This window comes from Archangium violaceum, assembly GCF_016859125.1.
GTDB lineage: Bacteria > Myxococcota > Myxococcia > Myxococcales > Myxococcaceae > Archangium > Archangium violaceum_A.
Map to the genome: position 1 here is coordinate 220374 of NZ_CP069338.1, position 12999 is coordinate 233372.

The window sequence follows — 12999 nt, forward strand, 5'->3', positions numbered from 1 at the left end:
CCCCACGATGAGTGTCTCCGAGCTGAACGTCTCCCAGGTCTTCTCCGGCAAGCGCCTGCTCTTCGCGGGCTCCACCGGCTTCGTGGGCAAGGTCACCCTGTCCATGCTCCTCACCCGCTACGGCGAGGCGCTGGACAAGCTCTACGTGCTGGTGCGCAAGGGCAATGCGAAGTCCGCCGAGCAGCGCTTCTTCGACAAGGTGGCCACCAGCGAGCCCTTCCAGCCACTGCGTGACCTCCACGGCGAGGAGGGCGCGCTCGAGTACATCCGCCGCAAGTGCGAGGTGCTCGACGGCGACATCACGGATCCGCTCATGGGCCTCACCCCGGAGCAGGCGGACGCGCTCACGGGCAAGGTGCACGCCATCGTCAACTGCGCGGGCCTGGTGTCCTTCAACCCGTCGCTGGAGGTGGGCCTCAACGTCAACACCCACGGCGTGAAGTACACCGTGGAGCTGGCGCTGAAGTGGGGCGTGCCGCTGGTGCACATGTCCACCGCCTTCGTGGCCGGCAACCGCAGCGGGCTCGTCTTCGAGGACGAGGAGGTGGTGGGCTACTTCCCCCGCCGCGACGAGCTGGACGGGCGCGACTTCAGCCTGGAGCAGGAGCTCGCGGACGCGGAGAAGATCGTCGCCCGGCTGCGCGAGCAGGCGGATGACAAGGCCCTGGCGTCCCTCTTCCGCAAGAAGGCGCTGGAGCGGCTGGAGCAGGAGGGCCGCGACGCCACGGACGACAAGACGCTGCGGCTGGCCATGGGCCGCGAGCGCAAGCTGTGGCTCACCGGCGAGCTGGTGCGCGCCGGCATGGAGCGGGCGAAGCACTGGGGCTGGCCCAACACATACACGTACACCAAGAGCCTGGGCGAGCAGGTGATGGCCAGCACGCCGGGCCTGCGCTACGCCATCGTCCGGCCCTCCATCGTCGAGTCCGCCCAGCACTTCCCCTTCCCCGGGTGGAACGAGGGCTTCACCACCTCGGCGCCGCTGGCCTTCGCCGGCATCAAGGGCCACCGCAACATCCCCGCGGGCGATCGCGCCATCCTGGACATGATTCCCGTGGACCACGTGGCCGGCGCCACCATCGGCATCACCGCGCACTGCATGCAGGTGGAGGAGCGGCGCGTCTACAACCTGGCCTCGGGTGACGTGAACCCGTTCTACGCCAGCCGCTCCATCGAGCTGGTGGGCCTGTACCGCCGCCGCTACTACCGCCACAAGGAGACGGGCAACTCGCTCATGAACCAGGTGCGCTCGCGCGTCGAGCCCGTGCCCGTGAGCCGCCAGGTCTTCGAGAACCTCAGCGCCCCCATGTTCGTCAAGGGCGCGCGCTTCCTGCGCCAGGTCATCGACGAGGTGAAGCCCACCTGGGGCGCGCCCAACGTGCAGGCCGTGCTGGAGAAGGCCCGCGAGACGCTGGACGAGGTGGAGAACCAGGCGCAGAGCCTGGTGGGGCTCATCGAGCTCTTCCTCCCCTTCCTCTACGACAACCGCTACGTCTTCCGCTGCGACAACACCCGCTCGGTGTACGCGCGCATGGCTCCCCATGACCGGGCCCTCATCCCCTGGGCGCCGGAGGCCATCGACTGGCGCACCTACTTCCTCGACACCCACCTGCCCGGCCTGGAGAAGTGGGTGTTCCCGGGCATGGAGGAGGAGACGAAGCGGCGCACCGTCATCCCCGCGCACCGCGACCTGCTGGAGATGCTCGAGGCCAGCGTCAACGCGTGGCGCCACCGGGTGGCCTTCCGCTACGCCGCCAACGAGAAGGAGGAGCGCCTCACCTACGGCGAGGTGAACCGCTACGCCAACCGCGTGGGCAGCTTCCTGATGAAGGAAGGCGTCAAGCGCGGCGAGCGGGTGATGATCCTCTCGGAGAACCGGCCCGAGTGGCCCGTCTCCTACTTCGGCATCCTCCGCGCGGGCGCCACCGCCGTCCCCGTGGACTCGAGCCTCACCGAGGCCGAGGTCGTCAACATCGCGCGCCGCTCCGAGGCGAAGGTGCTGCTGCTCTCGGAGAAGGCCGCCGAGGAGCTGCCGGGCCTGGAGGCGGCGCTGACCGGGGCGGGTCTGTCCACACGAGTGGTCAGCATCGCCGAGGCGATGAGCGGTGACCCCGCGTACCCGGACAACATCGGGCCTGTGCGCCGCACGGCCGCCGCGGACGACGTGGCCAGCCTCATCTTCACCTCGGGCACCACGGGCACGCCCAAGGGCGTGATGCTCACCCACCGCAACTTCGCCTCCCTCATCGCGAAGCTGGCGGGCGCCTTCAACGTGGGCATGGGTGACGCCGTCCTCTCCGTGCTGCCGCTGCACCACACCTTCGAGTTCTCCGCCGGCTTCCTCACGCCCTTCTCGCGCGGCACGGAGATCACGTACATCGACGAGCTCACCTCGGACCGGCTGGGCGAGGTGTTCGAGACGGGCCGCGTGACGGCGATGATTGGTGTGCCCGCGCTCTGGCAACTCCTGCACCGCAAGGTGACGCAGGAGATGGCCAGCCGGCCGCCCATGGTGGAGCAGGCCATCAAGTCGCTCATGTCGGCGCACGGCGAGCTGCGCAACCGCAGCAGCCTCAACCTGGGCAAGCTGCTCTTCTGGCCGGTGCACCGCAAGTTCGGAGGGAAGATCAAGTTCCTGGTGTCGGGTGGCTCGGCGCTGCCGGACGACGTGCACAAGGCCTTCCACCAGCTGGGCTTCAACATCATCGAGGGCTATGGCCTCACCGAGGCGGCCCCGGTGCTGACGGTGTCCGAGACGCGCGTCAACAAGCGTCAGGCGGGCACGGTGGGCAAGGCGCTGCCCGGCATCGAGCTGCGCATCCTCGACCCGGACACCGAGGGCATCGGCGAGGTGATCGCCCGCGGCCCCAACGTCATGGCCGGCTACTTCGGGGACAAGGAGTCCACCGACGCCGTCCTCAAGGAGGGCTGGCTGTACACGGGTGACCTCGGGCGCATCGACGCCGAGGGCCGGCTGTACCTGGTGGGCCGCAAGAAGGACGTCATCATCGATGCCAACGGGAAGAACGTGTACCCGGACGAGCTCGAGGACACGTACAGCACCCACTCGCACATCAAGGAGCTGTCCATCGTCGGCCTGCCCGACGAGGCCGGCGGGGAGAAGGTCGCCTGCCTTTGCGTGCCGGACTACAAGGACCGGCCGCGCGAGGAGGTGCGGCGCGAGCTGGAGGAGCACTTCCGCAAGGTGGGCATGGAGATGCCCTTCTACCGTCGCGTGAAGGTGCTGCGCTTCTGGGACGGAGAGCTGCCGCGCACCTCGTCACGCAAGGTGAAGCGCAAGGTGGTGGTGGAGGAGCTCAAGCGGCTGGAGCGGCTGGCCTCCTCGGGTGAGAAGGCCCGCGAGAAGGTGCTGAGCACCGGTGGTGTGTCCGACTGGCTCTACCCGCTCATCGCCGAGGTGGTGAACAAGCCCCTCGCGGACATCCGCCCCGAGGCCCGCCTCTCCGTGGACCTGGGCCTGGACTCGCTGATGCTCACCGAGCTGTCCGTGGCGCTGGAGCAGGCCGGCGTGCCGCTGCCCGCGGTGAACGACCTGACGCACGTGCAGACGGTGGAGGACCTGCGCAAGCTCGTGGTGTCCAGCGGCCGCCGCCCCGCCGTGGAGACGCGCGCCAGGGAAATCTCCCGGGAGGTGACGAGTTCCGAGGAGGTGGAGATTCCGGTGCCGGAGCCGCTCGTCACGGTGGGCCGGCAGTTGGTACGGCTCGGTCAGCAGGCCATCTTCGGCGGCCTGTTCGATGTGAAGGTGACGGGCAAGCCCTTCATCCCGATGAACCGCAACTTCCTCGTCATCGCCAACCACACGAGCCACCTGGACATGGGACTCGTCAAGGTGGTGCTCGGCGAGCAGGGGCAGCGGCTCACCACACTGGCGGCGCGCGACTACTTCTTCGATACGCCGCTCAAGCGCGCGTACTTCGAGAACTTCACGGACCTGCTCCCCATGGACCGGCACGGCTCGCTGCGCGAGTCCCTGCGGCTGGCCGGCAACGCCCTGCGCCAGGGCTTCAACCTGCTCATCTTCCCCGAGGGCACGCGCTCGACGACGGGGGAGCTGCTCGAGTTCAAGCCCACCCTCGGCTACCTGGCGCTCACCTACCAGGTGGACGTGTTGCCCATCTACCTGAAGGGCACCTACGAGGCGCTGCCCAAGGGCCGCATGCTCCCCAAGTCACGCGAGCTGGAGGCCCATATCGGGCCCGCGCTGACGTACGAGATGCTGCGCGTCAAGACGCAGGGCATGGCGCGCTCGGAGAGCTACCGCTACGCCACGAAGCTGGCGGAGGACTCCATCCAGGCGCTGGCCGCCGGCCGCGTGCTGAACTTCGATGAATCCGCGACGATCGAGGAGCAGCGGCTCGCGCTGTCCTCGGGAGGGAGTGAGTCGTGAAGCTGCTCGTCACCGGAGGCACCGGTTTCCTGGGCTCGCACCTGGTGCCGCGGCTCGTCGCCGCGGGCCATGAGGTGCGCATCATCGGCCGCTCCAAGCCGGTGGGCCCGGGCTTCGAGAAGGTGGAGTACGTCCAGGGCGACCTGAAGAACCGCGACGCGGTCCGGCGCTCACTCGAGGGCGTGCAGGCCCTCTACCACCTGGCGGGGCTCGTCTCCTTCCAGGACAAGGACGCGCGGAAGATGTACGAGCTGCACGTGGACTCCACGCGCGAGCTGCTCAAGGACGTGCGCGAGTCCAGCGTCCAGCGCGTCATCCTCGCCTCCACCTCGGGCACCATCGCCGTGTCCAAGGAGGCGCGCGTCGGGACGGAGGACGACGCCTACCCCATCGAGGTGGTGGGACGCTGGCCGTACTACCTGTCGAAAATCTATGAGGAGAAGCTCGCGCTGGAGTACTGCCGCAAGCACGCCCTTCCCCTCGTGGTGCTCAACCCCAGCCTGCTGATGGGCCCGGGGGACGAGCGGCTGTCCTCCACGTGGACGGTGCTGAAGTTCCTGCAGGGCGAGATTCCCGCCATGCCCGGTGGCGGCATGTCCTTCGTGGACGTGCGCGACCTGGCGGACGCCTTCGTGAACGCGCTGACGCAGGGCGAGGTGTACGGCCGCCACCTGATGGGCGTGAACCTGTCCATGTCGGACTTCTTCCAGCGGCTCGAGCGCCTGTCGGGCGTGGCCGCGCCCCGGCTGCGACTGCCTCCGCGAGTGAACGTGCTCGGGGCCAAGGTGCTCGAGCAGGTGGCGAAGTGGCGCGGGACGAAGCCCACGTTGGATCCGCAGGAAGTGGACATCGGCGAGCACTGGTTCTGGCTGGACTCCTCGAAGGCCGAGCGCGAGCTGGGCTTCAAGGCGCGCGACGTCCACGAGACGCTGCACGACACGGTGCAGTACCTGTACACGCGGATGGCGCCGGGTCACCTCCCGGGCACCAAGGGCCGGCTCGAGGAGCTGCGCGAGGGGACCTGAGGGGCTGCGGGCTACTTCAGCAGGGCCCGCAGCTTCAACCGCGCGTTGCCCGTCAGCCCGACGCGACGCCCGCCGCCAACATTCCGAGGCCACCCAGCACCAGCAGGCCCCGGAGCAACAACGAAGGACGACCGTCCGTCACTAGCCGACCACCCGGTTCCGCCCGGACTTCTTCGCCTTGTACAGGTTGGCGTCCGCCACCTTGATGAACTGCAGCGGCTCCATCATCTCCGGCGTCATGTCCGCCACCCCCAGCGACAGGGTGACCGGAATGTCCTGGTTCTCGAAGGAGAAGTGCTTCTTCTCGATGGTCTGGCGGATCTTCTCCGCGAAGATGCGCGCCTTGTCCGCCCCGTCCTCGGGGATGACGAGCGCGAACTCCTCGCCGCCGTAGCGCGCGAAGCACTGCTCCTTGCGCACCATCCGCTTGATGGTCTGCGCCAGCTCGCGCAGCACGTAGTCACCCGCAAGGTGCCCGTGGACATCGTTGATCTTCTTGAAGAAGTCGATGTCGAACATCATCAGCGTCAGCGGGCGCCCGTAGCGGTGGCACCGCCCCATCTCCCTCTCCAGGTACTCGAGGAAGTAGCGCTTGTTGTTCACCCCGGTCAGGCCATCCACGATCGTCAGCGTGTAGATGGTCTCGTGGTACTGCAGCTCCACGTTGTCCCCGGTGAGGAACTTGAAGATGGAGCCACCCACCTTGATGAGGTCGCCGCTGCGCAGGGGGGTCTCCTGCGTCACCTCCTGGTCGTTCAGGTAGGTGCCGTTGGTGGAGGCCAGGTCCTGCACGAACATCCGCCCCTGCCTGCGGAGGATGCGCGCGTGCTTGCGCGAGACGTTGTCGAGGTCCACCACGATGTGGTTGCCCTCTTCACGCCCGATGGTGAACTCGGTCTCCTGGAGCGCGTACTTCTTCCCCAACTCCGGCCCGTGGATCTGCACGAGGCAGCATTCCGCCTCGACCGGGGTCGCCAGCTCCTTGATCGAGGAGATCTTGGTTACTCGGGTTTCGTCGCCAGCCATCGCCTCCGAGACATAGCACGGCTCCCCCGGTGGAAGCCACGAGGGCCCACCACCCCCCCTCGGTTTGGGTACTCAACGAACGCTTCCGAGCGGCCTTGAAGGACGCTTGCCCCCGGGTAACTTGCGTCTCCTATGGCCAAACTGCTGGCAATGATCCTCGCAGGGGGCGCCGGAACCCGGCTGGAACCCCTCACCCGTGAACGCGCCAAGCCGGCTGTTCCCTTCGGCGGGCGCTACCGCATCATCGACTTCGTCCTCTCCAACTTCGCCAATTCCGGCATCTACCGGATGAAGGTGCTGACGCAGTACAAGAGTGACTCGCTCAACAAGCACCTGTCCCGGGCCTGGCGGATGACGGCCTTCCTGGGCCACTACGTGGAAACCGTCCCGGCCCAGATGCGGACCGGCATGGACTGGTACAAGGGCAGCGTCGACGCCATCTACCAGAACCTCAACATCATCACCGACGAGGAGCCGGACTACATCTTCGCCTTCGGCGCGGACCACGTCTACCGGATGGACTGCCAGCAGATGCTGGACTTCCACATCGACCGGAAGGCGACCTGCACCGTGGCGGCCATCCCCGTGCCCATCGAGGAGGGCAAGGACTTCGGCATCATCGACGTGGGCCCGGACGGACGGATGAAGGGCTTCGTGGAGAAGCCCAAGAATCCCCCGCCCATGCCCGGCAACCCGAAGATGTGCCTGGCCTCCATGGGCAACTACCTCTTCTCCACCGACCTGCTGGTGAAGGAGGTGGTGCGCGACGCCGCGGACGAGTCGAGCGCCCATGATTTCGGCAAGTCCATCATCAGCGAGCTGTACAAGCGCGAGCCGGTGTACGTGTACGACTTCGCGCGCAACGTCGTCGTCGGCCAGGAGGAGAAGGAGCGCGGCTACTGGCGGGACGTGGGGAACATCGACACCTACTACCAGTCCAACATGGACCTGGTGGAGGTGGACCCCATCTTCAACCTCTACAATGACCGCTGGCCCATCTACACCCAGCCCAACAACTTCCCGCCGGCCAAGTTCGTCTTCGCCGACCGGGAGAACCACCGGGTGGGCCACTCCACGGACTCGCTGGTGAGCGAGGGCTGCATCATCTCCGGCGGCCACGTGCACCGCTCGGTGCTCTCACCCAAGGTGCGCGTCAACTCGTTCTCCGAGGTGCAGGACTCCATCCTCTTCGAGAACGTCACCATCGGGCGGCGCTGCCGCATCCGCCGCGCCATCATCGACAAGAACGTGGAAATCCCCCCCGGGATGACCATCGGGTACGACCTGGAAGAGGACCGGCGCCGCTTCCACGTCACGCCGGGTGGCGTGGTCGTCATCCCCAAGGGGATGAAGGTCGCCTGAGCCACCCCTCCGGGAGGCCCCGAGCCGAGTGCTCCGGGCCGCCCTGGCCATCGAGGGGACGTCCGCTCAGCGGAAGGCCGACTTCACTTCCGGCTTGTTGATGACCACCAGCGACCAGATTCCCACCGGGATGCCGATGCAGCAGCACGGCCCGAAGCAGGGGAGGATGGCGATGATGGAGGCGGCCATGGCCAGGCCGAAGTTCTCCAGGTTCTTCATCTTCAGGCCACCGAAGAACGTCACGCCGCTCAGCGCCAGGGTGATCACGTTTCCAAAGGCCCCGAAGGACCGCGAGCGCTCCAGCCACGGGCGGAACTGCTCCATCTGCGGATTGGCCTCGAACAGCTCGGGAGGAATGTCCCCGCCTCCCATCCCCGACGAAACCAGTCCGATCAACGCTCCCACCAGGCCCAGGGCCCCCGTCACCATCAGCAGGATGGCTGGCATGGACACAGCCTCCCGGGCCGCGGCCGTGTTCGTTGGTCCCGGCATGCCCGGGAAGTCCTCAGGACGATTCTCCATGTGCGTTTCCCCTGTCGTAGGTGGATGAAGAGCAGTCGCGAGCCCAGGGGCCCACGCGCCAGCGGATTCCACCCGGACGAGGGGCGGAGCGCCAGAGAATTGACGCTCCCCCCACCCCTCTCGGGCCTCGAAGGTCATCAGCGGGGCCATCCGCGCCACCTCCCGGACGATGCCGGCCTCCACCTGCGAGGCCACCACCGGGCCAATGGACTTGTAGGCCGCGGGCCTGAGCCCTCCTCCCCCTCCTGCGCGCCCTGGGCCACTCCCTGGAGGAGTGGAAGACACGGGGCTTCGTCCCCACCGGCTCGTGTGCCCGGAGGATCTCGACCGGGTGCTGGATGCCTGGCGGAGGGTGGCCCGGACAGGTGGGCCACGCACGGTCGGATTCCATGCCGGGGCGACGGAGGGAAGGCGAGAAGATGCTCGAGTACGCGCTCACCCAGGTCCAGCACCCGGAGCGGTTCCGCGAGCCCGGGACATCGTCGAGCACCACGGCGGCCGCATCTGGGTGGAGGGCGCGGCCGACGCGCGCGCCACCGGCCAGCCCCCCGCGCCTTGAGACATGCGGCTCAGGCCGACTGCTTCACCGCCTGCGGCCGCTTCTCGAAGTCCGCCAGCGTCCGGGCGATCTCCTGGTTCACCTGGCGCAGCAGATCCTGCTTCTCGCGGAACGGCAGGAAGGCGCTCTTGAAGCCGGAGACGATGATGGTGGTCAGGTCCTCCAGCGACAGCCCCAGCTCCTTGTGCGCCAGCCACAGCTCCTTCGTCACCGTGGTGTCGGTGATGAGCCGGTTGTCCGTGTTGATGGTCACCCGCAGGCCGTAGTCGAAGTAGAACTTCAGCGGGTGCGCGTCCAGGCTCGTCACCGCGCCCGTCTGCACGTTGGAGGAGGGACACACCTCCAGCGGGATGCGGTGGTCGTTCACGTAGTTGAGCAGGTCGCCGTCCTCGCGCAGCCGCGTACCGTGGCCGATGCGGTGCGCCCCCAGGTAGTGGATGGCCTGGGAGATGGACTCGGGCCCGAAGGCCTCGCCCGCGTGCGCCGTGCAGTTGACGTTGTTCTTGAGGATGAGCTGGAAGGCCTCCTTGTGGTCCTTGGCCGGGAAGCTCGCCTCGGCGCCCGCCAGGTCGAAGCCGATGACTCCGCGGTTCTTGTAGGCCACGGACAGCTCCGCCAACCGCATGGACGTCTGCGGGTTGATGTGGCGGATGCCGCAGACGATGACGCCATATTTGATGCCCGTCTCGCGCTTGGCCACGCGCAGACCCTCGAGCACCGAGTCGATGACCGTCGTCATCTTCAGGCCCTTCTGCAGGTGCAGCGCGGGCGAGTAGCGCACCTCGATGTAGCGCACGTTCTCCGCCGCCGCGTCCACCGCCAGCTCGTAGGCCGAGCGGTAGAGGGCCTCGGCCGTCTGCAGCACCGAGAGCGTCACGTCGAAAGCCACCAGGTAGTCCTCGAGGCTCTCGCACACCTCGCCCATGTGGATGGCCTTGGCCAGGCCGTCCTCGGTATCCGCGGGCAGCTTCACCTTCTGCTGCTCGGCCAGCTCGAGGATCGTCTTGAGCCGCATGGAGCCGTCGAGGTGACAGTGCAGGTCCGTCTTGGGCAGGGCGTGGAGCAGCTCCTCGGTCACGGGAATGGCCGGGGGTGGGGCCCAGTCAGCCCGGCGAGCGGATGAGGGAATACCAGTCGAGCTGGGGAGCTCGTCGTCGCGTATTGAAGCCATGTCGGGTTCCTTCCTTGCCAAGCATCCTAGGGGTCTGAAAATCCTCCCTCAACCATGCCGCCGCCCGTCTGTCAGCGCCTCGTCTTACTGCTCGCCATCGCGGCGCTGATGGCCGCCTGTCGGCAGCCCACCGACAAGCTCTTCGACTTCTCCTCCAACGCCCCCTCCCGGGCGGGCCTCGTGGCCCTGACGGACGGGGTGCTGGTGGGCAACGAGGCCGGCCGGCTCCTGCGGTTGGATCTCCAGGGAGAGCCGGTCTGGCAGGTGGAGCTCGGCCGGGAGATCGCCGCGCGCCCCACGGTGTCCGGAGACAGCATCATCGTGGGAACGGTTGGAGGGACTCTCGTCAGCCTCGCGCTCGCCGATGGCTCGGAGCGCTGGCACCTCACCGGGCAGCCCGCCGTCCTCACCCCGCTCGTCTCGGACGCGGGCTCCGCCTACGTCGTGGCCCCGGATGGCTCCGTACGCGCACTCGCGGTGGAATCGGGCGAGGTCCGCTGGCGGTGGCTCCTTCCCCCAAAAGAGCCCCGCCCCGATGCCACCCGGCCCCTGCCCGCTCCCGTCCTGGAGGGAGGCGTCCTGGTGGTGGGACTCGGTGACGCGGGGCTGTTCGCCCTCTCACCCCAGGACGGCACCGTACGCTGGCACCATCCGGTGACACAGGTGCTGGGCCTGGAGGCCCAGGACGAGGTGCTGTACGTCTCCACCCGGAAGGGCGAGGTGCTCGCGCTCGGGCTCGCCGACGGGCAGGTGCGCTGGCGGCAGACGCCCTCCACTGCCCTCACGAGTCCACCGAGCTTCGCCCAAGGCCATGTCTGGGTGGGCACGGAGGAGCCCCTGCTCCTGGCGCTGTCGCCCCAGGACGGACGAGAGCGCTTCCGCCTGGGCCTGCCCGCGCCCCTGGTGACGCAGGTGGCGGAGTTCCGTGAGTGGTTGCTGGTGCCCACCCGGAGCAGTCAGGGGTGGTTGCTCGGGCTCGAGCCCCAGGAGGGGCCTCCCATCTTCTCGCTGCGGCTGGATACGCCGCTCCCGACCCGGCCCGTGGTGCTGGGGGAGCAGCTCTTCGTGCAGGGACAGGACGGCCGGGTGCTCTCGTGGCGACTGCGGCCCCCGAAGCCGTGAGCGCAAGGCGACTCGAGCGCGAAAGGGACGCCTGTGTCTCCTCGTCTTCTTGATTCCCGCCGAACGGACGCCAGCCAGCCCTCCTGGTTGGGCGTGTTGGCCCTGGCTGTGCTCATGGCGCAATCCGCATGCATCACCACCGCGCCCGTGGCTCCCCACGCGGGCAACTTCAGTTACGACAACACAGCGAGCGCTACGTGCCGGCAGAACCCCGCGAACTGCGCAGCAGCCACAGGGAGGGACATCGAGTTCCCTCAACGCGTGAACACCGCGGCGGCCTCAATCGCCGCCACACTGAAGGTGCTGTTCGAGCAAGCAAAAGGTTCCATTGAGGAGAAACTGGTGGAGTGCGCCAACAACGCTCGCTCGACGGTACTCATCCGTCATCGCAAGGAATTCAAAGCGGACATTCCCAACGCCGAAGAATGCAGGCAAATGACCGAGAACAAAGGTCGGAAAATGTCATGGGCCCAGCGGCTCGGCGAAGAAATGCACGAGGTGGCCCGGGAATGTATCGACGCGGAATTGGGCGCGATGAGGAAGGGCCGCTACAGCCTGGAGCAGCGCTACCGCATCATCAACCTGAAGACAGGAGAGAAGAAGCTGGTCAGCGCAGAGGAAGAGGCGGCCTTGCTCGACTCTGGCAATGCCCGAGAACTCACGGGCACGTTGAAACCGGATGTCGTCATTCACGAGGGAGACCCCCTCAACGCGCAGGCCGCTTATGACTTCAAGTTCCCTTGCGTGAGCACGGATAGGGCACCGGACTGGAGGCAGTATCCCAAGGGGCATCCATTTGAAAACGAAACCCAGAAATCCGTCTACCAAAAATACATAGCGCTCTTTGTCGCGCGCGTCCTTCCTCGGCTGGGAATAGTCCCATGAGTACCACCTACCCACGAATCAGCCTTCGGACAGAGAATGGATACATCCTGGTCAAGGAGGGATTGACCGTCACCTTCTATATTCGCCGCTCTCACCAGGAGATCTCGCACTACATCAGTCGTTCGCTTGAATCCTACTTGCACGCGGTTGGCCCCAATTCGCTCGGCCTGTACGCCGATGAAGAGGGAGACTGGCTATTGCTCGACGAGGCTGGCTGGGCGGTCATTCGCAATGAATTGAACGACCCACACAGTGCCTATGTTCACTTGACCGATGCGTCGAGTCCGGAGCAAGGCTACCACTTCATCTATCAAGGCAGGAACCTGGACGCTCCGTTCCTCGTGAATGAACCCGGTGCGACATCCGCCGTCTCCTTCTGGCTGCCCAGTGAGTTTCTCGAGGAGCACGGACCGGGGCGGGTACGCGAGCTCGCGATGGAACTGGCCTCCCCCTTGCCCTTCTGCACTGGTTACGCCGGACTCTCCTTCAACGGCGTCACCAACCTGGCACAGATGCGGGGAGACGCGCCCAACCTGCGCTTCCGCTACCCGGGCATGGATGTTCCCGATATGAGCTGGGTCTCGTTACACATCGGCACCCAGGTGCGGGGCCCCTCCTGGCTGACCTTCCTCGGGCAGCCCGTTCTGGGAGAGTTGGGTGGCGTGTCCGGGCTACGCGCCCGGTTGCACCATCCGGAAACCACCGTCCAGGAGTTGGAGGGCGATAGGGCCGTTGTCTCCCTGGGGCCCTGGCCCGAGGCGGGTGACACTGAACAGGGGCAGGTACTACCTGCCTATCGGGAACTGGCTCGCGTGCTGGAGCCCTGGCTCTACCACGAGCCGCGTCTCCATGCCGTTCAGAGCATGGAGGACACGCGACGATGGGAACGACGATTCCTCGATTGACCCACCGCTTC

At 66.9% G+C, this 12999-nt stretch carries 9 protein-coding genes; 6 read left to right on the forward strand and 3 right to left on the reverse strand.

Annotated elements, in window-relative coordinates:
* Nucleotides 1–7 precede the first annotated feature (7 nt).
* Nucleotides 8–4411: an AMP-binding protein gene (locus tag JQX13_RS00890; RefSeq protein WP_203407185.1), complete on the forward strand. Its 4404-nt coding sequence runs from the start codon at nucleotides 8–10 to the stop codon at nucleotides 4409–4411.
* Complete coding sequence (locus JQX13_RS00895) at nucleotides 4408–5436, forward strand: NAD-dependent epimerase/dehydratase family protein (RefSeq protein ID WP_203407186.1); 1029 nt, start codon at nucleotides 4408–4410, stop codon at nucleotides 5434–5436. Before JQX13_RS00890 ends, JQX13_RS00895 begins: the two co-directional genes overlap by 4 nt.
* 141 nt (nucleotides 5437–5577) lie before the next feature.
* On the opposite strand, the gene JQX13_RS00900 is transcribed toward JQX13_RS00895, so the two are convergent.
* The gene (locus JQX13_RS00900; RefSeq protein WP_203407187.1) at nucleotides 5578–6462 is read right to left on the reverse strand and encodes a GGDEF domain-containing protein; all 885 of its coding nucleotides are present in this window, start codon (nucleotides 6460–6462) and stop codon (nucleotides 5578–5580) included.
* 132 nt (nucleotides 6463–6594) lie between these two features.
* Here JQX13_RS00900 and glgC point away from each other — a divergent pair, with 132 nt between their 5' ends.
* Nucleotides 6595–7824, forward strand: coding sequence for a glucose-1-phosphate adenylyltransferase (gene glgC / locus JQX13_RS00905; RefSeq protein WP_203407188.1), 1230 nt, complete (start codon nucleotides 6595–6597; stop codon nucleotides 7822–7824).
* Between the two features lie 66 nt (nucleotides 7825–7890).
* On the opposite strand, the gene JQX13_RS00910 is transcribed toward glgC, so the two are convergent.
* Together JQX13_RS00910 and add are read right to left on the reverse strand one after the other, a co-directional pair.
* Nucleotides 7891–8346 carry a hypothetical protein gene (locus tag JQX13_RS00910; RefSeq protein ID WP_203407189.1) on the reverse strand — a complete coding sequence of 152 codons (456 nt, stop codon included), beginning with the start codon at nucleotides 8344–8346 and terminating at the stop codon, nucleotides 7891–7893.
* 569 nt (nucleotides 8347–8915) lie between these two features.
* A complete protein-coding gene (gene add, locus JQX13_RS00915) occupies nucleotides 8916–10076 on the reverse strand; it encodes an adenosine deaminase (RefSeq protein WP_203407190.1) in 1161 nt (386 codons plus the stop codon).
* Between the two features lie 54 nt (nucleotides 10077–10130).
* Between add and JQX13_RS00920 the strand changes: the two genes are divergently transcribed.
* From JQX13_RS00920 to JQX13_RS00930, 3 genes are all read left to right on the forward strand, one after another.
* Nucleotides 10131–11198 (forward strand): PQQ-binding-like beta-propeller repeat protein, encoded by a 1068-nt coding sequence (locus JQX13_RS00920; RefSeq protein ID WP_203407191.1) that lies wholly within the window; start codon nucleotides 10131–10133, stop codon nucleotides 11196–11198.
* A 261-nt stretch (nucleotides 11199–11459) separates the two neighbouring features.
* The gene (locus JQX13_RS00925; protein WP_203407192.1) at nucleotides 11460–12083 is read left to right on the forward strand and encodes a hypothetical protein; all 624 of its coding nucleotides are present in this window, start codon (nucleotides 11460–11462) and stop codon (nucleotides 12081–12083) included.
* The gene (locus tag JQX13_RS00930) at nucleotides 12080–12988 is read left to right on the forward strand and encodes a DUF3396 domain-containing protein (protein ID WP_203407193.1); all 909 of its coding nucleotides are present in this window, start codon (nucleotides 12080–12082) and stop codon (nucleotides 12986–12988) included. Before JQX13_RS00925 ends, JQX13_RS00930 begins: the two co-directional genes overlap by 4 nt.
* Nucleotides 12989–12999: the final 11 nt, after the last annotated feature.

What these genes read in the sequence shown, in the direction of transcription:
- JQX13_RS00930 (WP_203407193.1), top strand. Translation starts at nt 12,080, where the DNA reads ATGAGTACCACCTACCCACGAATCAGCCTTCGGACAGAGAATGGATAC.
- JQX13_RS00910 (WP_203407189.1), bottom strand. Translation starts at nt 8,346, where the DNA reads ATGGAGAATCGTCCTGAGGACTTCCCGGGCATGCCGGGACCAACGAAC.
- JQX13_RS00920 (WP_203407191.1), top strand. Translation starts at nt 10,131, where the DNA reads ATGCCGCCGCCCGTCTGTCAGCGCCTCGTCTTACTGCTCGCCATCGCG.
- glgC (WP_203407188.1), top strand. Translation starts at nt 6,595, where the DNA reads ATGGCCAAACTGCTGGCAATGATCCTCGCAGGGGGCGCCGGAACCCGG.
- JQX13_RS00890 (WP_203407185.1), top strand. Translation starts at nt 8, where the DNA reads ATGAGTGTCTCCGAGCTGAACGTCTCCCAGGTCTTCTCCGGCAAGCGC.
- JQX13_RS00900 (WP_203407187.1), bottom strand. Translation starts at nt 6,462, where the DNA reads ATGGCTGGCGACGAAACCCGAGTAACCAAGATCTCCTCGATCAAGGAG.
- add (WP_203407190.1), bottom strand. Translation starts at nt 10,076, where the DNA reads ATGGCTTCAATACGCGACGACGAGCTCCCCAGCTCGACTGGTATTCCC.